Origin of the sequence: Georgenia phoenicis (genome assembly GCF_047302425.1) — a bacterium.
In the GTDB taxonomy this organism is placed as follows: domain Bacteria; phylum Actinomycetota; class Actinomycetes; order Actinomycetales; family Actinomycetaceae; genus Oceanitalea.
Genome location: NZ_CP154855.1, coordinates 1959539 through 1981924, shown reverse-complemented (window position 1 = coordinate 1981924; position 22386 = coordinate 1959539). Strand labels below are relative to the sequence as shown.

Annotated in this window: 19 protein-coding genes and 4 tRNA genes; 7 read left to right on the top strand and 16 right to left on the bottom strand. The window is 73.1% G+C overall.

The genetic code is table 11. The features are described from left to right. Positions 1 to 78 precede the first annotated feature (78 nt). The 11 genes from AA0005_RS09330 to AA0005_RS09280 form a co-directional block, all read right to left on the bottom strand. The gene (locus AA0005_RS09330) at positions 79 to 1296 is read right to left on the bottom strand and encodes a PrsW family intramembrane metalloprotease (RefSeq protein ID WP_413449899.1); all 1218 of its coding nucleotides are present in this window, start codon (positions 1294 to 1296) and stop codon (positions 79 to 81) included. Positions 1297 to 1378: 82 nt separating this feature from the next. Continuing rightward, positions 1379 to 1969, bottom strand: coding sequence for a hypothetical protein (locus AA0005_RS09325; protein WP_413449898.1), 591 nt, complete (start codon positions 1967 to 1969; stop codon positions 1379 to 1381). Further along, positions 1966 to 3156 carry a glycosyltransferase family 4 protein gene (locus tag AA0005_RS09320; protein WP_413449897.1) on the bottom strand — a complete coding sequence of 397 codons (1191 nt, stop codon included), beginning with the start codon at positions 3154 to 3156 and terminating at the stop codon, positions 1966 to 1968. Before AA0005_RS09320 ends, AA0005_RS09325 begins: the two co-directional genes overlap by 4 nt. Beyond that, positions 3156 to 4106 carry a phosphatidylinositol mannoside acyltransferase gene (locus tag AA0005_RS09315; protein WP_413449896.1) on the bottom strand — a complete coding sequence of 317 codons (951 nt, stop codon included), beginning with the start codon at positions 4104 to 4106 and terminating at the stop codon, positions 3156 to 3158. The genes AA0005_RS09320 and AA0005_RS09315 overlap by 1 nt, the downstream gene beginning before the upstream one ends. Then, positions 4103 to 4723, bottom strand: a complete 621-nt coding sequence (gene pgsA / locus AA0005_RS09310) for a phosphatidylinositol phosphate synthase (RefSeq protein ID WP_413449895.1) — start codon at positions 4721 to 4723, stop codon at positions 4103 to 4105. Before pgsA ends, AA0005_RS09315 begins: the two co-directional genes overlap by 4 nt. Further along, positions 4717 to 5283, bottom strand: coding sequence for an HIT family protein (locus AA0005_RS09305; protein ID WP_413449894.1), 567 nt, complete (start codon positions 5281 to 5283; stop codon positions 4717 to 4719). Before AA0005_RS09305 ends, pgsA begins: the two co-directional genes overlap by 7 nt. Continuing rightward, positions 5280 to 7337, bottom strand: a complete 2058-nt coding sequence (gene thrS, locus AA0005_RS09300) for a threonine--tRNA ligase (RefSeq protein ID WP_413449893.1) — start codon at positions 7335 to 7337, stop codon at positions 5280 to 5282. Before thrS ends, AA0005_RS09305 begins: the two co-directional genes overlap by 4 nt. Before the next feature lie 104 nt (positions 7338 to 7441). Beyond that, a complete protein-coding gene (locus AA0005_RS09295) occupies positions 7442 to 8065 on the bottom strand; it encodes a maleylpyruvate isomerase N-terminal domain-containing protein (protein ID WP_413449892.1) in 624 nt (207 codons plus the stop codon). Positions 8066 to 8154: 89 nt separating this feature from the next. Next, positions 8155 to 8229: transfer RNA gene (locus tag AA0005_RS09290), tRNA-Val, on the bottom strand. 20 nt (positions 8230 to 8249) lie between these two features. Further along, positions 8250 to 8320: transfer RNA gene (locus AA0005_RS09285), tRNA-Cys, on the bottom strand. A 38-nt stretch (positions 8321 to 8358) separates the two neighbouring features. Continuing rightward, a tRNA-Gly gene (locus AA0005_RS09280) sits at positions 8359 to 8431 on the bottom strand. A gap of 85 nt (positions 8432 to 8516) precedes the next feature. Between AA0005_RS09280 and AA0005_RS09275 the strand changes: the two genes are divergently transcribed. From AA0005_RS09275 to AA0005_RS09245, 7 genes are all read left to right on the top strand, one after another. Next, on the top strand, positions 8517 to 9635 hold the full coding sequence (locus AA0005_RS09275) for a chorismate-binding protein (protein ID WP_413449891.1): 1119 nt from the start codon (positions 8517 to 8519) through the stop codon (positions 9633 to 9635). Between the two features lie 52 nt (positions 9636 to 9687). Beyond that, a complete protein-coding gene (locus AA0005_RS09270; RefSeq protein ID WP_413449890.1) occupies positions 9688 to 10545 on the top strand; it encodes an aminotransferase class IV in 858 nt (285 codons plus the stop codon). 45 nt (positions 10546 to 10590) lie between these two features. Then, positions 10591 to 10665: transfer RNA gene (locus tag AA0005_RS09265), tRNA-Val, on the top strand. Between the two features lie 114 nt (positions 10666 to 10779). After that, on the top strand, positions 10780 to 12900 hold the full coding sequence (glgX, locus tag AA0005_RS09260; protein ID WP_413449889.1) for a glycogen debranching protein GlgX: 2121 nt from the start codon (positions 10780 to 10782) through the stop codon (positions 12898 to 12900). Then, the gene (gene treY / locus AA0005_RS09255; protein ID WP_413449888.1) at positions 12897 to 15416 is read left to right on the top strand and encodes a malto-oligosyltrehalose synthase; all 2520 of its coding nucleotides are present in this window, start codon (positions 12897 to 12899) and stop codon (positions 15414 to 15416) included. The genes glgX and treY overlap by 4 nt, the downstream gene beginning before the upstream one ends. Further along, positions 15409 to 17178, top strand: a complete 1770-nt coding sequence (treZ, locus tag AA0005_RS09250) for a malto-oligosyltrehalose trehalohydrolase (protein ID WP_413449887.1) — start codon at positions 15409 to 15411, stop codon at positions 17176 to 17178. The genes treY and treZ overlap by 8 nt, the downstream gene beginning before the upstream one ends. Positions 17179 to 17213: 35 nt before the next feature. Further along, positions 17214 to 17699, top strand: coding sequence for a hypothetical protein (locus AA0005_RS09245; RefSeq protein ID WP_413449886.1), 486 nt, complete (start codon positions 17214 to 17216; stop codon positions 17697 to 17699). Between the two features lie 5 nt (positions 17700 to 17704). Here the strand turns inward: AA0005_RS09245 and AA0005_RS09240 are convergent, their stop codons facing one another. The 5 genes from AA0005_RS09240 to AA0005_RS09220 form a co-directional block, all read right to left on the bottom strand. Then, entirely contained in the window at positions 17705 to 18733 is a 1029-nt protein-coding gene (locus AA0005_RS09240; protein WP_413449885.1) for a lipid II:glycine glycyltransferase FemX, read from the bottom strand. Further along, a complete protein-coding gene (locus AA0005_RS09235) occupies positions 18730 to 19791 on the bottom strand; it encodes a lipid II:glycine glycyltransferase FemX (protein ID WP_413449884.1) in 1062 nt (353 codons plus the stop codon). Before AA0005_RS09235 ends, AA0005_RS09240 begins: the two co-directional genes overlap by 4 nt. A 73-nt stretch (positions 19792 to 19864) precedes the next feature. Then, positions 19865 to 20845, bottom strand: coding sequence for an LLM class flavin-dependent oxidoreductase (locus AA0005_RS09230; RefSeq protein WP_413449883.1), 981 nt, complete (start codon positions 20843 to 20845; stop codon positions 19865 to 19867). Positions 20846 to 20900: 55 nt separating this feature from the next. Beyond that, on the bottom strand, positions 20901 to 21650 hold the full coding sequence (locus AA0005_RS09225; protein ID WP_413449882.1) for a YaaA family protein: 750 nt from the start codon (positions 21648 to 21650) through the stop codon (positions 20901 to 20903). Between the two features lie 93 nt (positions 21651 to 21743). Then, entirely contained in the window at positions 21744 to 22346 is a 603-nt protein-coding gene (locus AA0005_RS09220; RefSeq protein ID WP_413449881.1) for a class I SAM-dependent methyltransferase, read from the bottom strand. Positions 22347 to 22386 lie beyond the last annotated feature (40 nt).

Sequence of the window (22386 nt, the reverse complement as noted above, 5' to 3'; positions counted from 1 at the left end):
TGGCGGGGCGGCCTCAGTAGGGAGCCCACGCTGCTGTGGGCAGATCGGCTGAGAGCGGACGCCCCGACGGCGAGGGGGTCAGCGCGCGCCGGACAACGCCTGGAGGAAGGCGGTGCGGGAGGAGGTGACGGTGTCGAGGAGGACGCGCTCGTCGTGGTGGTAGGTCGACTCACCGCGGCCGGTCGCGAAGCGCTGGCGTGCCAGGGCGAGGGCGGTGGCGGAGCGCTGGAAGGTCTTCATCGCGGCCTTCGCCGACGGGCCGCCGCGGGCCGCCCAGGCGAGTGCGGCGCGCCGGCCGGGGAAGGAGCCGAGCATGGTGACCTCGTGCGGGGCGAGCCACCCGGCGCGGGCGTACTCGACGAGGCGGGCGGTAATGATCCGCCGTTCGCGGCGGCGCAGCCACGCGACGAGGATGATCGCCGAGACGAACAGCGGGACCTGGACGATGACGTAGATGCCGAAGAAGGACCCGGTGAAGGTGCTCCCGTTCCACAGGGCGTGGAGGCACACCGCCACCACCCAGCCGATCGGCAGTGCCCAGAGCCAGGCCAGCGACGAGCGGCTGCGCGCCGCGAGGCCGAGCGCGATGCCGATGGCCACGGTGAACAGCACGTGCGCGAAGGGCGAGAGGATCCCGCGCATGACGAAGATCTGCGGGAGGATCTCGATCGAGCGGCCGAAGTAGAGGATGTTCTCGACGAAGGCGAAGCCCGCGGCCACCATGGCGGCGTAGACGATGCCGTCGACCGGCCCGTCGAAGTACCGGCGCCGGGCGAGGAAGAGGATGAGCACGCCCAGCCCCTTCGCGGTCTCCTCGATGAGCGGCGCCCCGAGCGCGGCGCCGAGGATCTCGGAGGTCTCGACGTTGCCGGTGCTGTAGTAGACGGCCGTGGTGAAGGCGGTGTTGAGCCAGATCGACACGAGCGTGGAGACGCCGGCGCCCCACAGGAAGGCGAAGAGCAGCGCGTACCTGGGCTCGGGCTCCCAGCGGTCGATCCACCGGATGCCGAGGAGGACGGCGGTCAGCGGGACGAGGGCGACAAGGCCGCCGATGAGCGCGGCGCCGGCGCTGGTGAGGACGGCGATCTGCGCGATCGTCGCGATGAGCGCGAGCACCGCGACGCCGATCCCGACGACGACGAGGACCGTGCCGCCGCGCCGCCGCCGGGGCGGCTGCCAGGGCGCCTGGGCCGGTGCCGGTGGTCCACCCGCTCCCCACGGTGCGGTCTGCGGCTGCTGGCTCGGGGGCTGCAGCGGGCGCCCGGAAGGTGCGTAGGGCTCGGGAGGAAAGGCCATGGCGTTCAGCGTAGAGCCAGCCGACGGCGCCGCCCGCGCTCGTTCGGCGGGCGGGACCTGCGGGCGGGCGCAGCGGAGGGGCTCAGCGGGCGGGCCGGGCGTCGTCCATGTCGAAGGCGTGCGGCATCGGCGCTCGCCCGGCGAGGTGGAGCACCCGCACGACCGGGTTGGCGCGCATGCGCCGCACCTCGGCGACGTGGGCGTTGTGGAAGCGCCGGGCCAGCTCGAGGCGGTACCAGGCGGCGTCGAGGCGGTGGAGCGGCTCGACGGCGAGCGGGTTGTCGCCGAGCGGCTCGGCGTCGGCGTGCGACTCGAGCAGCGCACGCAGGGTCCGGGACAGCTCGGACTCCACGAGCGAGCGGTCGACGTCACCGGTCGGCTCGTCGACGTCCGGCTCGCCCTCGAGACCGTCGCGGACGACCCGGCCGGGAGCCACCGCACTGGCGCGCTGCGCGACGTCGGCGAGCAGCACCGACTCCACGGGGTCCAGCGCCCCGCTCATCGCCAGCTCGTGCGCCGCGGCGGCGCGCTGGGCGAGCTGGAGCTCGAGGGTCGCCCGGGAGCGCAGCACCTTGCGGTGCAGTCGGTCCACCCGCGAGGCGAGCAGCCACAGCACCCACCCGAGGACGAGCACGAGCAGCACGACGACGAGCGTCCACCCCTCCCAGGTCATCGCTCCACCTCCGTGCGCCCGTCCAGCGCCGCGCGCAGCCGACCGACGACCGTGCGGGAGCGCGGGTCCTCGTGCACGTGCACGCCGGTCGACGCCGTCACCATCTCGTAGACGGCGAGCACCTGCCGGGTGACGACCGACCAGTCGTAGCGCCGCACGCCCTCGCTGGCCGCCTCCCGCAGCGGGCGGGAGGCCTGTCGGTCGCGCAGCGCAGCGACGAGTGCCGCGGCGAGGGCCGCGGCGTCGCCGGTCGGGAAGAGGGTGCCGTAGCGGCCGCCGTCGAGCACGGCACGGAAGGCGGGGATGTCGCTGGCGACGACGTGCGCACCGGCGCTCATCGCCTCGACGAGGACGATCCCGAAGCTCTCCCCGCCGGTGTGCGGGGCGACGTAGACGTCGACGGACGCGAGGAGGGACTCCTTCTCGGCGTCGCTCACCGGGCCGAGGAAGGTGACGGAGTCACCGCCGAGCGTTGAGCGGTACTCCTCGACGTCGCCGCGGCCTGCGACGAGGAAGCGGGCGCCGGGGACCTGGGCGAGGACCTGCGGGATCGCCTCGGCGAGGACGGGCAGCCCCTTGCGCGCCTCGTCGAGGCGGCCGAGGAAGGCGACCGTGGGCCGCTCGTCGGTCCCCTGCCACGCCTCCGCGCGGGGCGCCTGCGCGAAGCGGTCGACGAACACGCCGTTGGGGACGACGACGGCGTCCCCGCCCAGGTGCTCGACGACGGTGCGCCGCGCCTCCTCCGAGACGGCGATGCGTCCACCGATCTTCTCCAGCAGCGGCCGCACGAGCGGCGAGGCGACCTGCAGCGCCCGGGAGCGGTCCATGGCGGTGTGGAAGGTGCCCACGATCGGGCCGTCGGCGATCCACAACGCGAGCATCGACAGACTCGGGGTGATGGGCTCGTGGAGGTGGAGGACGTCGAAGTCGCCCTCCTCGAGCCAGCGGCGGGTGCGCGCGGCAGCGACCGGGCCGAAGTTGAGGCGCGCCACCGAGCCGTTGTACGGGAGGGCGACGGTCCGGCCCGCGGGCACGACGTAGTCCGGCACCGGGGTCGCGTCCTCGGCGGGGGCGAGCACGCTCACCTCGTGGCCGGTGGCGATGAGGTGCTCGGCGAGGTCGCGGACGTGGAACTGCACGCCGCCCGGCACGTCGAAGGAATAGCCGCAGACGATCCCGACGCGCATCAGGCCACGCTCCCGGCCGGCTTGAGCCGTGCGGGGTCGAGGTCGGCGACGAAGACGGGCTGGAGCATGTGCCAGTCCTCGGGGTACTCGCGGACCGCGCGGCCGAGCTCGTCGCCCCAGGCCTGGGTCATGGCGGCGACGGCCTCCTCGCGAGCGACGCCCTCGGGTGCGGCGATGGGGTCGGAGAAGGTGATGACGATCCCCCAGCGGCTGCCGGCCGCCTGGCGGCGCGGACCCGAGAGCCGCTCGTAGCGGATGCCGACGAAGGCCAGCGAGCTGCCCGTGGCCAGCGCGAGGGTCGCCGGTCCGGGCGCCACGCGGGCGCGCTCGCCGAGGAGCTCGACGTCGACGTTGGTCCGCGACAGGTCGCGGTCGGCGAGCAGCGGCACGAGCGGGGTGCCGGCGCGGGTCTCCCGCAGCAGGGCGCGGAAGGTCGAGCCGTCCTTCTCGAGCGGGATGATCGTCATGCCCAGCCCGCGGCGGAAGTCGAGGAAGCTCTGGAAGAGCTCCTCGGGCTCGAGGTGCTCGGCGACGGTGACGACGGGGGCGAGGAAGCGGGTGGCCCAGGCGCCGGCGAGGTCCCAGTTGCCGAGGTGCCCGAGCGCGGCCACGACCGGGCGGCCGGCGGCGAACTCCGCGCGGACCCAGTCCGCGTTGACCGCGCGGACGCGCTGGCCGAGCTGGGCCTCGCTCACCGCCGGGAGCCGCAGCGACTCCTCGTAGTAGCGCAGGTAGGACCGCATGCCGCGGCGGGTGAGCCGGCGCAGCTCGCGCGGCGACGCGTCGGGGACGGCGCGGGCGAGGTTGGCGCGCAGCTGCCCCACCCCGGCCAGGCCGGTGAGGGTGGCGAGCTCGGCGGCACCGGCGAAGATCCCGGCGGAGAGCCAGGAGGGCAGCCGGGGCACGACGCGCGCGGCGGTCAGCAGCAGCGCTGCGGGGTCCGGGCTCATGCGCTCTGCCCCGTGTCCCCGCGCGTCTGACGGTACACCGTGCCCATCCGCTGGCCGACGGTGTAGAGGCTGGCCAGGGCGAGCAGGCCGAGGGCGACGACGAGCACGGGCAGCGGGGCGCCGAGCCCGACGGCGAGCACGGCCGCGAGGGCGACGAAGAGGCGGTCGGCGCGCTCGGCGATCCCACCGGACGCAGTCATGCCGAGCCCCTCGGCGCGGGCCTTGGCGTAGGGGACGACGCTGCCGAGGACGAGGCAGGCCAGCGCCGTGCCGAGCACCCAGGGCTCGTCGGCGGAGATCCCCCACAGGAGGATGCCGGAGAAGATCGCGGCGTCCGCGAGGCGGTCGAGGGTGGAGTCGAGGAAGGCGCCCCACCGGGTGGACCGCCCGAGCATGCGGGCCATGAGCCCGTCGACGCTGTCGATGAGGACGACGACGGCGATCGCGAGCGGGCCGGCGACGAAGTGCCCCGTGGGGAGCAGCCACAGCGCGACGGCGACGGTGAGAACCGTGCCCGTGACGGTGACGGTGTCCGGGCTGACCCCGGCGCGCACCAGCGTGCGGGCGACGGGGCCGAAGATCGCGTTGGTGACGACGCGCCCCTTGGTGCTCAGCACGTCGCCCCCGGCCACGCGGCGGCGATGAGGTCGCGGGTCTCGCCGAGCACCTGGGGCAGGGCCTTGGTGCCGGCGACGATCGGGAAGAAGTTCGCGTCCCCGCCCCACCGCGGCACGACGTGCTGGTGGAGGTGGGCGGCGATCCCGGCACCGGCGGCCTCGCCCTGGTTCATGCCGAGGTTGAAGCCGTGCGGCGCACTCACCTCGCGCAGCACGGTCATCGCGGTAGCGCTGAGCGCACCGACCTCGTCCCGTTCCGCCGTCGTCAGCTCGGTGAGGTCGGCGACGTGGCGGTAGGGGCACACGAGCAGATGCCCGGGGTTGTACGGGTAGAGGTTGAGGACGACGAAGGCCAGCTCACCGCGGTGGACGATGAGCGCCTCGGCGTCCTCCCGCTCCGGCGCCCGGCAGAAGGGGCACTGCCCGGTGCTCGCGTCCTCGGGCTTGTCGTGCCCGTCGACGTAGGCCATCCGGTGCGGGGTCCACAGCCGCTGGAAGGCGTCGGGCACGCCGACGAGACCCTCCGCCGGCTCGCCGCTCGGCGGCTGGAGCTCGCTCACGCCGTCGACACCTGCCAACGCTCGGCGATGGCCGAGGTGATGAGCCCGACCGCCTCCGCCACGGGGACGCCGTTGCGCTGGGTGCCGTCGCGGAAGCGGAAGGAGACCGCTCCGGCGTCGGCGTCCTCGCCGCCCGCGATGAGGACGAAGGGCACCTTCTCCTTGGTGGCGTTGCGGATCTTCTTGTTGAAGCGGTCGTCGCTGCGGTCGAGCTCGGCGCGGACGCCGCGGGCCCGGAGCTGGGCGACGACGTCGGCGAGGTAGTCGTCGAAGACGTCGGCGACCGGCACGGCGACGACCTGGACGGGCGCGAGCCAGGCCGGGAAGGCGCCGGCGTAGTGCTCGAGGAGCACGCCGAAGAAGCGCTCGATGGAGCCGAAGAGCGCGCGGTGGATCATGACCGGGCGCTGGCGGGTGCCGTCGGCGGCCTGGTACTCGAGGTCGAAGAGCTCGGGGAGGTTGAAGTCGAGCTGGATGGTCGACATCTGCCAGGTGCGGCCGATGGCGTCCTTGGCCTGGACGGAGATCTTCGGGCCGTAGAAGGCGGCGCCGCCCGGGTCGGGGACGAGGTCGAGGCCGGAGGCGGTGGCGACCTCCTCGAGGACGCGGGTGGCCTCCTCCCAGGTCGCCTCGTCACCGACGGACTTCTCCGGGTCGCGGGTGGACAGCTCGAGGTAGAAGTCGTCGAGCCCGTAGTCCTTGAGGAGGTCGAGGACGAAGGTGAGGAGCGAGTTGAGCTCGTCCTTCATCTGCTCGCGGGTGCAGTAGATGTGGGCGTCGTCCTGGGTGAAGCCGCGGGCGCGGGTGAGGCCGTGGACCACGCCGGACTTCTCGTAGCGGTAGACGGTGCCAAACTCGAAGAGCCGCAGCGGCAGCTCGCGGTAGGAGCGGCCGCGGGACCCGAAGACGAGGTTGTGCATCGGGCAGTTCATCGGCTTGAGGTAGTAGTCCTGCCCCTGCCGCTTGACGTTGCCCTCGGCGTCGCGCTCCTCGTCCAGGTGCATCGGGGGGTACATGCCCTCGCGGTACCAGTCGAGGTGGCCGGAGACCTCGAAGAGGTGGCCCTTGGTGATGTGGGGCGTGTTGACGAAGGAGTAGCCGGCCTCGACGTGGCGACGGCGGGAGTACTCCTCCATCTCCATGCGGATCATCGCGCCCTTGGGGTGGAAGACGGGCAGGCCGGAGCCAATCTCGTCGGGGAAGGAGAAGAGGTCCATCTCCGAGCCGAGGCGGCGGTGGTCGCGGCGCTCGGCCTCGGCCAGGCGCTCCTGGTAGGCCTTGAGCTCGTCCTTGGACGGCCACGCCGTGCCGTAGATGCGCTGGAGCTGGGGGTTCTTCTCGCTGCCGCGCCAGTAGGCGGCGGCCGAGCGCATGAGGGCAAAGCCGTTGCCGATGAGCTTGGTGCTCGGCAGGTGGGGGCCGCGGCACAGGTCCTTCCAGGCGACCTCTCCCCCGCGGCGGACGTTGTCGTAGATCGTCAGCTCGCCGGCGCCGACCTCGACCGAGGCGCCCTCGGCGGCGTCCTCGGCGCTGGAGCCCTTAAGGCCGATGAGCTCGAGCTTGTAGGGCTCGTCGGCGAGCTCGGCGCGCGCCTCCTCGTCGGTGACGACGCGGCGCACGAAGGTCTGGCCCTCGCGGATGATCCGGTTCATCTGCTTCTCGAGGTCCTTGAGGTCCTCGGGCGTGAACGGGGTCTCGACGTCGAAGTCGTAGTAGAAGCCGTCGGTGATGGGCGGGCCGATGCCGAGCTTTGCGTCGGCGCGGACCTGCTGCACCGCCTGGGCGAGCACGTGGGCGGCGGAGTGGCGCAGGATGGCCAGGCCGTCCTCGCTGGCGATCTCGACCTTCTCGACGACGGCGCCGGCCGGGAGCCGCGACACGTCGGTGGAGAGGTCCTTGAGCTCGCCGTCCACGCGGAGGGCGACGACGGCGCGGTCCTCGCCGAACAGGTCCGTCCCGGTGGTGCCCTCGGTGACCGTCCGCTCGGCGCCGTCGACGGTGAGGACCTGCTCTGAGACGGATGACACGGTGGGCTCCCGCTGTGGTTCGGACATGACTGACCGATCGTACTCAGGTTGCGCTCGCGTCCCCCGGCCCTGGTCCCCGCGCGCCGACAATCGTCACCGATCCGTTGCCGGTGTCGCCAGGATCACACTCCTCACAGGATCGCGAAGCCCGGCGGCAGGGTCGCGCGGCCGGTGAGCGCGGCGAGCACCTGCGGGCCGTGCCCCGCAGCGGCAGCCGTCTGCGCCGCCAGCTCGAGCGCGCCGTCCACGGCCGGACGCGGGAGCAGGTCGCCGGGCAGGTCGAGCGCCCGGACGAGGTCGAACCCGTGGACGACGAGCTCGAAGGTGCGGGTGCGCAGGTACTCCTCGAGCCGGAGGCGGCCGAAGCGGGTTGCGACGAGCCGCCCCGCCGGGACGCTGGCCAGCGCACGCACCGCCTCGTCGGCGAGCTCCGCGGTCCGCCCGGCCGGGTCCGCGCCGAGCGCGAGCCCCGCCTCGCGCCCGCGGGCGGCCACGGCGGCGTCCGCGGCCGCCTTGTCCGGCGACGCGGCGAAGGCGAGTAAGTAGGCGGGGGCGGTGAGGACGCCGTCGCCGTCCGAGGGCTCGGGTGCCGCGAGGTACTCGACGACCGTCGTGAGGGCACGGGCCGTGTGCCCGACGAGCGAGCGCACGTCCCACACGCCGAGCGCCGGACGCGCCCAGTCCCCCGGGCCGACGAGGCGCACAACGTCGACGTAGGCGCGGGCGGTGTCGAGGTAGAGCGTGACCTGGTCCACAGCGGTCCTCCTCCTGCCGAGGGCACGACGGTAGACCTCCGCCCGGGAACGACGAAGCCCCCCGGCCTGGTGGCCGGGGGGCTTCGTGCTGGTGGGCGATACTGGGATCGAACCAGTGACCTCTTCCGTGTCAGGGAAGCGCGCTACCGCTGCGCCAATCGCCCTTTCGGGTACTGCTACCGAGAGGTGGCGACGGGATTCGAACCCGTGTGTACGGCTTTGCAGGCCGCTGCCTCGCCTCTCGGCCACGCCACCCTGAGGCTTGTACTGCCCCACCGGGGGGTGGTACCTCGAGCGGATGACGGGACTCGAACCCGCGACCCTCACCTTGGCAAGGTGATGCTCTACCAACTGAGCCACATCCGCGTTGCTGCCGGGCTTCCCCGGCGGCGTTGACAACATTAGCCGAGGGAACGGCCGCTCGTCCAACTCGCCCACTAGCGTGGCGCGGGTGACCTCAGCAGCCCTCCCCGAGCCTCCCGACGAGGCCTTCGCGAGCTTCCCCGGGGTGCACGCCACGAGCCTCGCCCAGTGCGCTGACCTGCGTAAACACCCTGAGCTGCTGGGGTCAGGGTGGTGGGCCGTGGTGGCCGACTTCGAGGGTGCGATCACGGGCTGGAACTTCACCGATGTAGCCCGAAACGTCCACGATGTGACAAGAACCACGGGTGGAATCCCGGCCGGGGTCGCCGGCAGGTGGTCCGGCCCCGATCCCGCGTCCTGGCGCTCGTCCCTCGACGAGGGCGAGTACGTGGCCGCCGTCCGGCGCGTCCGCGCGGCGGTGCGGGAGGGCGAGGTCTACCAGGCCAACATCTGCCGGGTGCTGTCCGCCCCGCTCGGCTCCGCGGCCGCCGAGCCGGACGCGGCCGCGCTCACCGCGGTCCTCGCGGCCGGCAACCCCGCGCCCCACGCGGGGACGGTCCACGTGCCGGTCGGCACGGCGGAGCGGGCGGCCTGGGTGGTCAGCGCCTCCCCCGAGCTCTTCCTGTCCGTGCGGGACGGCCGCGTCGTGTCCGGCCCGATCAAGGGCACCGCCACCCGCCCGGAGGACCTCGGCGAGAAGGACCGCGCCGAGAACGTCATGATCACCGACCTCGTGCGCAACGACCTGCAACGCGTCTGCCTGCCGGGAACCGTGGAGGTGATCGACCTGTGCGCGGTCGAGCAGCACCCCGGCCTGGTCCACCTCGTCTCGCGGGTGGGCGGGACGCTGCGCGGCCCGCTCGACGCCCCCGGCTGGGCGTCCCTGCTCGACGCGACCCTGCCGCCCGCGTCGGTGAGCGGGGCGCCGAAGTCGAGCGCGCTGCGTCTCATCGCCGAGCTCGAGACCGCGGCCCGCGGGCCGTACTGCGGCGCCGTGGGGTGGATCGACGCCGATGCCGGCCGCGCCGAGCTCGCCGTCGGCATCCGCACCTTCTGGTGGACCCCGCCGGCCACCGACGGTCCCGGCACCCTCCGCTTCGGCACGGGCGCCGGCATCACGTGGGGCAGCGACCCGGAGGCGGAGTGGCGCGAGACCGAGCTCAAGGCCGCCCGCCTCGTCGCTCTCGCCTCCCAGCCCCGACGCTGAGCTCCCCGGACGCGGGTGCGCCCGCGCCGGGTGGGGTGGAAGGCTGCACCCCATGAGCACCCTCGTGTGGTTCGACGGTGAGGTCCGGCCCGCCGACGAACCCGTCGTCACGGCCCTGGACCGGGGCCTCATGGTGGGCGACGGCGTCTTCGACACCTGCGTCGTCGTCTCCGGGCGGCCCTTCGCACTGCGTCGGCACGTCGCCCGGCTGGTGCGCTCCGCCACCGCCGCCGGACTTCCCGCGCCGTCCGCCGACGTCGTCACGAACGCGGCCCTCGACCTCGCCTCCCGGCTCGACGGCGGGAGCGGGCGGCTGCGGATGACGTTGACCGCCGGTGCCTTGCCCGCCGGGACGGCGCGCTCCGAGGCGCGGCCCACACTCCTCCTCACCGCCTCCGCCGAACCCGTGCCCCACCCGGGGGCGGACGGTCCGACCCCGCGTACCGCCGTCGTCGTCGTGCCGTGGGTGCGCAACGAGCGCTCCCCGCTCGTCGGGGTCAAGTCGACCTCCTACGGGGAGAACGTCCTCGCCCTCGAGCACGCCCGCCGCCAGGGCGGGACGGAGGCGGTCCTCGCGAACACCCGCGGGGAGCTGTGCGAGGGCTCGGCGTCCAACGTCTTCGTCGAGCGCGACGGCGAGCTGCTCACCCCTCCACTGACGTCCGGCTGCCTTGCGGGCGTCACCCGCGAGCTCGTCCTCGAGTGGTCACGGGCGGCCGGGCTGCCCGTGCGTGAGGAGGTCCTGCCGATGAGCGCGTTCCTCGAGGCGCAGCACGCCGCCGTGACCTCCGCCACCCGCGGGATCGTCCCGGTCGACAGCATCGACGGCCGCCCGCTCACGCCCGGCCCCGTGACGACGCGGGTCCAGGAGGTCTACGCCGCCCGGGCTGCCGAGGACCTCGACCCGTGACCGGTTTGGGGCCGCGCCCACCGGTGGGCTAACATCGTCCAGCGCGGGCGATTGGCTCAGTGGTAGAGCGCCTCGTTCACACCGAGGAGGTCACTGGTTCGAACCCAGTATCGCCCACCAGCACAGTAGGGCCCCCGACCACCGGTCGGGGGCCCTACTCGTTCCCTGGGCCGGTCGGAGAATTCGTCGTCTCTTCGCAGGCCGAATCGGCGAAGCGATGAGAACCTAGCGCTCATGCAGCCTTGGCCTGGACGTCCTTACCCCCTGGGTGCCACCTTCGACGGCACCGGCACCAACTTCGCCCTCTACTCCTCCGTCGCCGAGCGGGTCGAGCTCTGCCTCCTCGACGACGACGGCACCGAGGAGCGCATCGAGCTCACCGAGGTCGACGGTCACGTCTGGCACGGGTACCTGCGCTCCGCCCAGCCCGGGCAGCGCTACGGGTACCGGGTGCACGGCCCCTACGACCCGGAGAACGGTCACCGCTGCGACCCCTCCAAGCTCCTCCTCGACCCGTACGCCAAGGCGATCGACGGCAACATCAGCTCCGACCCGTCGCTGTACTCCTACCAGTTCGACGACCCGGAGGAGCGGAACACCGATGACTCCGCGCCGCACACGATGCACTCGGTCGTCATCAACCCCTTCTTCGACTGGGAGTTCGACCGCCCGCCGGCCCACGAGTACCACGACTCGGTCATCTACGAGGCGCACGTCAAGGGGCTGACGGCGCTGCACCCCGAGGTGCCCGAAGAGCTCCGCGGCACCTACGCGGGACTGGCCCACCCCGCGGTCATCGACCACCTCACTGCCCTCGGCGTCACGGCGATCGAGCTCATGCCCGTCCACCAGTTCGTCAACGACCCCCACCTGCAGGAGAAGGGGCTGAGCAACTACTGGGGCTACAACACCATCGGCTTCTTCGCGCCCCACAACGCCTACAGCTCGCTGGGCGGGGCCGGGCAGCAGGTGCAGGACTTCAAGACGATGGTCAAGGCCCTGCACGCCGCCAACATCGAGGTCATCCTCGACGTCGTCTACAACCACACCGCCGAGGGCAACCACCTGGGCCCGACGCTGTCCTTCCGCGGCATCGACAACGCCTCCTACTACCGGCTGGTCGAGGACGACAAGGCGCACTACTTCGACACGACCGGCACGGGCAACTCCCTGCTCATGCGCTCGCCGCACACGCTGCAGATGATCATGGACTCGCTGCGGTACTGGATCACCGAGATGCACGTCGACGGCTTCCGCTTCGACCTCGCCTCGACGCTCGCCCGTGAGCTGCACGCGGTCGACCGGCTGTCGTCCTTCTTCGACATCATCCAGCAGGACCCGGTGATCTCCCAGGCCAAGCTCATCGCCGAGCCGTGGGACCTCGGCGAGGGCGGCTACCAGGTCGGCGGCTTCCCCCCGCTGTGGACCGAGTGGAACGGGCGCTACCGGGACACGGTGCGCGACTTCTGGCGCAGCGAGCCCTCGACGCTCGCCGAGTTCGCCACCCGCATCACCGGCTCCGCGGACCTGTACGCCCACAGTGGGCGCCACCCGGTCGCCTCGATCAACTTCGTCACCGCGCACGACGGCTTCACGATGCGTGACCTCGTCTCCTACAACGAGAAGCACAACGAGGCCAACGGCGAGGACAACAACGACGGCGAGACCCACAACCGCTCGTGGAACAGCGGCGTGGAGGGCGAGACGGACGACCCGGAGATCCGGGCGCTGCGACTGCGCCGCCACCGCAACCTGCTCGCCACGCTGCTGTTCTCCCAGGGCGTGCCGATGATCGCGCACGGTGACGAGCTCGGCCGCACCCAGCAGGGCAACAACAACGTCTACTGCCAGGACAACGAGCTGTCGTGGGTGGACTGGGACCTCACCGACGAGCAGGAGCACCTGCTCGACTTCGCCCAGCGCATGGTCCACTTCCGCATGGCCCACCCGGTGCTGCGCCGTCGTCGCTTCTTCGCCGGCGATCCGGGCCACGGCGGGCAGTCCGACGTCGGCGAGATCGCCTGGCTCCGCCCCACGGCCGAGCCGATGGAGGACGAGGACTGGGACCTGTCGCACGCGCGCTCGATCATGATCTTCTACAACGGCGACGCGATCCCAGAGCCCGACGCCCGCGGCGAGCGGGTGACCGACGACAACCTCCTCGTCCTCCTGAACGCCGCCGCGGAGCCGGTGACGTTCACCATCCCCGACGGGGAGTTCGGTTCGGTGTGGCGCACGGCGATCAACACCGATCCGACCGCCGTCGAGAACGGGGACTACCACCCCGGGGACACCCTCGAGGTCATCGCCCACAACACGGTCATCCTCGTCTGCCCCCGGGAGGAGGAGGCGTGAGCACAGAGCACACCGCCGCCTCCGGGCACCTGCCCTCCCCCGGGCGCCGCCTGCCGGTGAGCACCTACCGGCTGCAGCTCGGGCCGGACCTCTCCTTCGCCGACGCGGAGGCGCTGGTCCCCTACCTGGCCGACCTCGGGGTGACGGACCTGTACCTGTCCCCCGTCCTCGAGGCCGCCCCCGGGTCCACGCACGGCTACGACGTCGTCGACCACACCCGCATCTCCTCCGTCATGGGCGGCCGGGAGGGCCTGGAGAGGCTGTGCACGACGGCGCACGCCGCCGGCCTGGGGGTCGTCGTCGACGTCGTGCCCAACCACATGGCCGTCCCGACGCCGGCCTGGCACAACCGCGCCCTGTGGTCGGTGCTCAAGGAGGGGCCCGACTCCCCCTACGCCGCGTGGTTCGACGTCGACCTCGACTCCGAGCGTCCCGGGATCCTCATGCCGGTCCTCGGGGAGCGCGTGGGCGTGGCTCTCGCGGGCGGGGAGCTGCGGGTCGAGCAGATCGTCGTCCCTAGCGAGCCCGAGCTCGGTGAGCAGCCGGTCCTGCGCTACTACGAGCACACCTTCCCGGTACGCCCCTCCACCGAGCACCTGCCCCTCGCCGACCTGCTCGAGCGGCAGTTCTACCGGCTGTCCTACTGGCGGGTGGCCGACGAGGAGCTGAACTACCGGCGCTTCTTCGACGTCGACACGCTCGCCGCGCTGCGGGTCGAGGACCCCGAGGTCTTCGACGCCAGCCACGCACTGCTCCTCGAGCTCATGGACTCCGGGCACATCGACGCCCTGCGCATCGACCACCCAGACGGGCTGGCGGACCCGCGCGGCTACTTCCAGCGCCTGCACGAGGCCACCGGCGGGGCGTGGGTCGTCGCGGAGAAGATCCTCGAGGGCGAGGAGACCCTTGCCCCGGACTGGCCCGCGGCCGGCACCACCGGCTACGACGCCGCCTGGCGGATCAACTCCGTCCTCACCGACCCGGCGGGCTCGGGGGCCCTGGGCACCGCGATGACCGAGGTCGCCGGCGACTCCCGAGGCGAGCTGAGCGAGATGATCTGTGAGGCCAAGCGGCAGATCATCGGCACCTCGCTCTACGCCGAGGTCCACCGCCTGGCCACCATCCTGCGCGAGCTGTGTGACGACGACGTGCGCCTGCGCGACCACACCTACCGGTCCCTGGAGGACTGCGTCGTCGAGCTCCTCGTCGCCTTCGACCGCTACCGCGCCTACGTCGTGCCCGGCGAGCCCGCGCCGCCGCTGAGCGAGCACGTCGTGCGGGAGGCCGCCGAGGAGGCCCGCACCCGCCTGGACGAGGACCGCCACGAGACCCTCGACGTCGTCGTCGACCTCGTCCTGGGCCGCGAGGTCGGCAGCGCCGGACGCGTCCACGACGCCCGCCGCGCCGAGCTCATCGTGCGCTTCCAGCAGACCTGCGGCGCCGTCATGGCCAAGGGCGTGGAGGACACCGCCTACTACCGGTGGACCCACCTCGTGAGCCTGTGCGAGGTCGGCGGGGCGCCGCGGCGCTTCGGGATCAGCGTCGACGAGCTGCACGCCTGGGTGGCCCAGACGCTGAGCACCCACCCGGCGACGATGACGGCGGTCAGCACCCACGACACCAAGCGCGGGGAGGACGTGCGCGCCCGGATCGGAGTGCTCTCGGAGTACGCCGAGGAGTGGCTCACGATGCTGCGCCGCCTGCGGGAGGCGACGGCGGACATCCGCCCCGCCGACCTCGACGGCCGCGCGGAGAACCTCCTGTGGCAGGTCCTCGTCGGCACGTGGACCGAGTCGGACCCGATGACGGCGGAGCGGCTGCGCGGTTACCTCGTCAAGGCCGTGCGCGAGCAGAAGTCGTGGACGACGTGGACCGACCCCGACACCGAGCGGGAGGAGGCGCTGCTCGACTACGCCAGCGCGCTGCTCGAGCACCCGGCCGTCGTCGAGGAGCTCACCGACTGGACGCGCCTGACCGCGGACGCCGTCCGTGCCGCCGTGCTCGGCGCCAAGCTGCTCCAGCTCACGGTGCTCGGGGTCGCGGACGTCTACCAGGGCACCGAGGTCACCCGCACCTCCCTCGTCGACCCCGACAACCGGCGGCCCGTCGACTTCACCGCCCTCGCCGAGCAGCTCGAGCGCCTCGACGGCGGTGCGACGCCCGGCACCCTGGACGAGGTCAAGCTCGCCCTCACGGCCCGCGCCCTGCGGCTGCGGCGCCGGGAGGCCGCCGCCTTCGTCGGCGCCACCGCGCAGTACCTGCCGCTGCCGAGCTCGACCGGCCACGCGATCGCCTTCGCCCGCGGCGACGACTCCGGCCCCCGCGCCGTCACGGTCGTCACGCGACTCGCGCGCGGCCTCGACGCCCTCGGCGGCTTCGGCGAGCACACCGTCGTCCTGCCCGAGGGTCACTGGCGCGACGTCCTCACCGGGCGCGAGGTGTCCGGCGGCTCGTGCCGGCTGGCCGAGCTCCTCGACCACCACCCCGTCGCACTGCTGGAGAGAGCCGATGCCTGAGCCGCTGACCGTCTGGGCGCCGCACGCGGGCGCCGTCGAGATCAGCCTGCCGTCCGGTCCCGACGACGACACCGCCGAGCGCCTCCCGCTCGAGGCGCGCGAGGACGGCTGGTGGGCGACGGCGGAGCCGCTGGCCCCGGGCACCGACTACCTCGTCCATCTCGACGGCGGTCCGGGCCTGCCCGACCCTCGCAGCCCCTGGCAGCCGCAGGGGGTCCACGGCCCCTCGCGCGTCTTCGACGCCGGCGCCTACGCGTGGGGCGACACCGACTGGCGCGGCCGCTCCAGCCTCGGCGCGGTCATCTACGAGCTCCACGTCGGCACCTTCACCTCCGAGGGCACTCTGGACGCCGCCGTCGAGCGCCTGGACCACCTCGTGGAGCTCGGCGTCGACATGGTCGAGCTCATGCCGGTCGCGGCCTTCCCGGGCGTTCACGGCTGGGGCTACGACGGCGTCGCGCTCTACGCCGTCCACCACCCCTACGGCGGCCCGGAGGCCTTGCAGCGCTTCGTCGACGCAGCCCACGCGCGCGGGCTGGCCGTGTGCCTCGACGTCGTCTACAACCACCTCGGCCCCTCGGGGAACTACCTCGGCCAGTTTGGGCCCTACTTCACCGAGCGCCACGAGACCCCGTGGGGCGCGGCGGTCAACCTCGACGGGCCGGACGCCGGACCGGTGCGGCAGTTCGTCGTCGAGAACGCACTCCGCTGGCTGCGGGACTTCCACGTCGACGCGCTGCGCCTGGACGCCGTCCACGCCCTCATCGACGACTCCGAGCGGCACGTGCTCGCCGAGCTCTCCGACGCCGTCGCCGAGCTCGAGCGGGAGGTGGGCCGACCGCTGTCGCTCATCGCCGAGTCCGACCTCAACGACGCGCGCATGGTCACCCCGACCAGCGAGGGCGGCATGGGCATGACCGCGCAGTGGGACGACGACGTCCACCACGCCCTGCACGCCCGCCTCACCGGGGAGCGGCACGGCTACTACGTGAGCTTCGGGGACACCGAGACCCTGCGGACCGCCCTGGCCGAGACCTTCGTCCACGCGGGCACGTACTCCGAGTTCCGCGGCAAGGTGTGGGGCGCGCCCGTCCCGGCGGAGGTCGACACCCGGCGCTTCGTCGTCTTCACCCAGAACCACGACCAGGTCGGCAACCGCGCGGTCGGCGACCGCCCCAGCCGGGTGCTCAGCGACGGCCAGCTCGCCGTCTCGGCGGCGATCGCGATCCTCGGCCCCTACACCCCGATGCTCTTCATGGGCGAGGAGTGGGGCGCGACCACCCCCTTCCAGTACTTCACCGACCACGCCGAGCCCGAGCTCGCCGAGGCGATCCGCCAGGGCCGCCGCGAGGAGTTCGGCTCCCACGGCTGGGAGGAGGTGTACGGAGGCGACGTCGAGGTGCCCGACCCGCAGGCGGAGTCGACCGTGGAGGCGAGCCGCCTGGACTGGTCCGAGCCGGAGCAGGAGCGTCACGCTCGCCTCCTCGCGTTCTACCGCCAGCTCATCGCCCTGCGCCACACCGAGACGGACATCGCCGGCGGCGTGCGCGTCGACACCGGCGTGACGACCTGCGACGACGGCGGCTGGATCGCCATGTACCGCGGCGCGCTCGCGGTCGTCGCCAACCTCGAGGAGGAGCCGCGCGAGGTGCACGTGCGCGGCCAGGTCCGCGAGATCGTCCTGTCGTGGACGGGCGAGGCCACCGCCGACGGCGACACGCTCACCCTGCCGGGCCACGACGTCGTCGTCCTGCGCGTCTGAGACCGCCCCGAGATCCCGAGACCCTGGAGGAAGCGTTGACGCAGACCGTCGTCGTCCTCACCGAGGACACCCTGCTCGACACCGACGTGGCCCAGATCGTCGAGACCTACGCCGGGCGGGCGGTCCGCTTCGAGGTGCTCGTCCCGGCGGACACCGACCACCACGTGCTCCAGGAGGTCGTCAACGACCTCGGCCTGCTCGACCTGCGCCGGCTGTGGCACGACATCACCAACCCCGACCCGGACGACCGGAAGGCGCGCACGGAAGCGGCCGAGGCGCTGCGGCTCTCGCTCGCGCTGCTCACGGCGGCCGGTGCGACGGCCGAGGGCGTCGTCGTCCAGGACGACCCGCTGCCAGCGCTCACCCAGGCGGTGGCCAACCACCGGGCGGCCGAGGTCGTCGTCGTGACGACGCCGAAGCTGCTCGACGACACCCTGCGCCGCGACTGGGCCTCCCGCGCCCGCGAAGCGCTGGGCGTGCCCGTGCTGCACCTCTACACGGGTTCGAGCATCGTCGGCTGAGGGGCTCAGCCGCGCAGGCGGCTCTTGAGAGCCCCCACCAGCCCGCTCGCGCGGCGCTTGGCGGCGAGGGCGGCGACGAGCGCGTCGTAGGCGCGCGGGTGGAGCGGCAGGTCCCAGGCCGGGGCGACCTCGGTGATCTCCTTCTCGAACTTCGTCTTGAACTGCGTGAGGCCGGACAGGCCCGGGAAGCGCTCGGAGCCGGCGCCGGCAAGGTCGTAGGAGCGCACGCCCTCGCCGAGCAGGGTGCGGATGACCTCCCAGTGGAGGAGGTCGGCGGCGTAGGCGCTGCGGGCCTCGGCATTGGAGGCGCCCACGGAGTACAGCGCCGCGCCGTCGTTGACGAGGACGAGCGCCCAGGCGAGCACGCGCCCGTCGCGGCGGGTGACGAAGACCCGGGCGTGCTCGGGGCCGAGGGTGGCGAGCATGTCGAGGTAGCGGCGGGCGGGGTGCGGGCCGAAGCCCTCCCGCTCCCCCGTCTCGACGAAGACCTCGTAGAGCTCGGCGAAGGCGGCCTCGTCCAGCCCGGTCTCCTCGCCCACGGTGAGCGACTCGTCCTTGAGCGCCTTGCGGATCGCGCGGCGGCCCTGCTGCTTCATCGCGGCGAAGACCTCATCCTCGCTGCGGTCGAGGTCGACGACGACCGTGCGGTCGTAGGTGATGCCCTGCATGACCGGGCGCAGGTCCGGCGCCTCGTGCATCGCGTGGAGCCGGACGAAGACGAGCCGCGGGTCGACGCGGCGCAGCCGCTCGCCAAGCTGGCGGCGCAGCGCGGCCTCCCGCTCGGGCGTAGGCTCGACGAACCACACGGGGCCGTTCTTCGCCCACAGGTAGCGGAACCCGCCCGGGCCACGGACCTCGGCGAGGGAGACGACGGCGGTCGTGGCGCCGTCGTCGTCCTCGAACGCGAGGCGACCCCAGTGGGAGCGGCCGGGGACGACGGCGTCGAAGGCCGCCCACACGGGCGCCTGCTCGATGGGCAGCGGGGTACCGGCCAGGGCGGTGTAGGTGGTGTCGTCGACGGGGCGCAGGGTCACGCGGTCTCCTCCTCGCGGCTGATCGCGCGGCGCGCCGCGGGCACGGCCCGGCGCGCCGTCGCGACGGCGCTGCGCTTGGCGGCCAGCGCCTTGGTCAGCGCGGTGTAGGTCCAGGGGCGCACGGGCACGTCCCACGCGGGGGCGACGACCGTGGGCTCGGGGTTGAACTTCGTCTTCATCGTCGTCAGCGCCTCGAGCGACGGGGCGAGCTCGGAGCCGATGCCCATGAAGTCGAAGCTGCGGGCACCCTCGTCGCGCAGGGTGCGGATGATGTGCCAGTAGAGCTGGGTGGGGGCGTCGTGCACGCGGCCCGCGGCGGTGCTCGCCGCGTAGTAGGCGGTGGCCAGGCCGTCGTGGACGGTGACGATGACCCAGGCCTGGACCTCGCCACCGTGCCGCCCGACGAACAGGCGCGCGTGCTGCGGGCCGAGGGCGTCGAGCATCGTCGTGTAGACGCTCATCGGGTGGACGCCGAAGCCGTCGCGCTCGGCGGTCTCGCGCAGCACCTCGTAGAAGGGTGCGAAGTCCGGGATGCCGGTCTCCTCGGTGCACTCGACGGGCTGCTCGCGCAGGCCCTTGCGCAGGTCGCGGCGGCCGCGCTTCTTCATGCCGGCGAGCAGCTCGTCGTCGCTGCGACCGTCGAGCTCGACGACGACGGTGCGGTCGTAGGTGACCGACTGGAGCAGCGGGTGAAGGTCCTCGCCGGGGTGCGCGGCGTGGAGGCGGACGAAGACGAGCCGCGGGTCGACGGCGCGCACACCGGTGACGAGCCGCTCGCGCAGGGCCTGCTCGAGCTCCGGCGTCGGCTCGGTGAACCAGACCGGCCCGTGCTTGGCCCACAGGTAGTGGAAGCCGCGCCCGAGGTACTCCGAGAGGGCGACGACGGCGGCGGGCTCCTCGTCGACGAGGAAGGCGAAGCGCTTCCACGGCCGCCGTCCGGGGACGGCGCGGTCGTAGGCGTCCCAGGCGAGGGACTGCTCCACCGGGAGGTCGACGTCCGCCGTCATCGCGGCGAACTCGTCGTCGTCCAACGGCACGAGCCTGATGCTGTGCTCCACCTCATCCCCTTTCACGTCGCCCCCCACCCTAGGTGCGGCAGGGGGCGACGTGCGCGAGGCGGGCCGGTCCCGGTCAGGTGAGGTAGGCCTCGGCGAGCAGCTCGGCCGAGCGCAGCCGGTCCTCCACGGTGGGGCCCTGGTGGGCGACGATGATCTCGTCGGCGCCGGTCTGCTCGCCGAACTCGGTCACCTTGTCCCGCACGACGTCGGGGGTGCCGACGGCGCTGTAGGTCATCATCTGCTGGAGGTGGCGGCCCTGGGGCGAGGCGAGCAGGGCGTCGGCCTGCTCGTCGGTGTACTGGGTGCCCGGGCGCAGGAGGAGGGCGACGCGGCCGCGCATGACCTCCTGCTGCTGGCGCTCGGCGTCGGCCTGCTGGTCCGCGGCGACGACGTTGTACGCGGCGATGACGTACGGCTTGTCGAGCTGGGCGGAGGGCTCGAACTCGCGCCGGTACAGCGCGATCGCCTCGTGCAGCGCCGCCGGCGCGAAGTGGGAGGCGAAGGCGTAGGGCAGGCCGAGGGTGGCCGCGAGGCCGGCGCCGAAGAGCGAGGAGCCCAGGATGTAGAGCGGGACGTCGGTGCCCTTGCCGGGGTAGGCGTCCACGCCGGGGATGCGGGACTGGCCGCGCAGGTAGCCCTGGAGCTCGAGGACGTCCTCGGGGAAGGTGTCGGCCGAGCTGTTGTCCCTGCGCAGGGCGCGCATCGTGTTCTGGTCGGTGCCCGGCGCGCGGCCCAGGCCGAGGTCGATGCGGCCCGGGTGGAGGGTCTCGAGGGTGCCGTACTGCTCGGCGATGGTGAGCGGGGAGTGGTTGGGCAGCATGACGCCGCCCGAGCCGAGCCGGATGCTCCCCGTGTGCGCGGCGACGTGCGCGATGAGCACGGAGGTCGCCGACGACGCGATGGCGGCCATGTTGTGGTGCTCGGCGTACCAGACCCGCGAGTAGCCCGTCTCCTCGGCCTTCTGCGCCAGGGCGACGGTCCCGTCGAGGGACTCGGCGACGGTCTGGCTGCGGCCCACGGTGGCGAGGTCGAGGATGGAGAGCGGGAGTGGCATCGGGCGCCTTTCGTCGGTGGTGGTACTACCGGGGTCCAACCGGGAGGGCGCGGGTCTATTCCGCGGTGACGTCGAGCACCCACGGCTTGCCGTCGCGGGCGGGGGCGTTGAGGCCGACGACGGTGAAGGCGCCCTCCAGCTCCTCGGCCAGCTGCTCCGGGGTGCGCGGCGTGGCCCCCGTGCGGCACAGGTGGCCGGCGACGAGCCCGCGGGTGTGCTTGGCCATGTGGCTCGCGCCGGGCACGCGGACCTGGACCCAGCCCTCGGCGGCCCTGCCTCGCGGGGAGCCGGCGGCGGCGTAGGTGGAGGAGCGGCAGTCGACGACGACGCCGTCCCCGGCCGCCGTCGTCAGCGCGGCGTCGAGGTGCTCGCGCCAGAACCGGGCAAGGGGGCCGGTGCCGGGCAGGGTGACGTTCATCGCGAGCCGGTAGGGGGCGACACGGTCACTCATCCGCAGCGCGCCGTGGAGCGCGGAGACCACCACGAGCCACCGGGTGGCGCGGCGGCCGGCGGCGGCCTCCATGCCGGGCAGGTCGAGGGCGTCGTAGAGGACGCCGGTGTAGAGCTCGCGGACGGGCACCGCGGGGGCGGTGTCGAGGCGGAGGTTGCCGGCGACCTCCTCGGCGAGGCTGGCGCCGACGCCGAGGACCTCGAGCGCGTCCGGCCGGGCGCTGACGGCGGCGAGCTCGGCCGCGACGGTACGCCGCGGCGCGACGAGCTCACGAAAGCTCAGTGCCGCCGGGTCGGCCGGCTTGCCCCTGCTGCGGGTGGACTTGGACTCCGAGGGCGGCAGGAGGATGAGCACCGGACAACTCTAGGCGACCCGCCTCCCTGTCCCCCCGCCCCCATCGCCGACAGCCGGATTTTCCGGCGTCCCCGGCTCCCCTGTGGCCTCTCACTACTCCTCCCGCGGCCGGGTCCACAGGAGCGAGTAGCGCCACATCGCCAGCCGCCGCCACCTCATTCCCGGGAGGAGCGCTGCGGCAGTCCGCCGCACCTCGGCGTAGCTGTGCGGTGGTGGCCAGACGGTCGGGGCGCTGTGCTCCCAGACCACCCGGCGTCGGGTGAGGACTCGGTGCTGCACCGCGCCGGCGATCTCGTAGGGCACGTCCCCCAGGCCCGTGCTCCGCGCCACGCCGACGACGGCCAGCACGCCGCCGGGCGCGGTGAGCTCCGCCAGCCGGCGCAGGCCACCGGCGAGGTCGGGCAGGTGGTGCAGCGCCGCGACCGACGCGACGACGTCGAACGCCCCCGGCTCGAGCGGGTGGCCGAGGACATCCCCGACGATCCACGTGATCCCGGAGTCTTGCGTCCGGGCACGGGCGACGACGTCCGGGTCGACGTCGATGGCCGTCACGTGCGGCACCCTCGTCCGCAGCTCCCGGGCGAGGAGCCCGTCACCCGCCCCGACGTCCAGCGCGGTCCGGGCCCCGTCAGGCACCGCGTCGAGTACGACCCGGTGGTAGTGGATGTTGTGGTTCCAGCGTCCGTCGGCGGCCACGGCGGCAGCGTACCCAGGGGGCGCCGGAGAATCCGGCTGT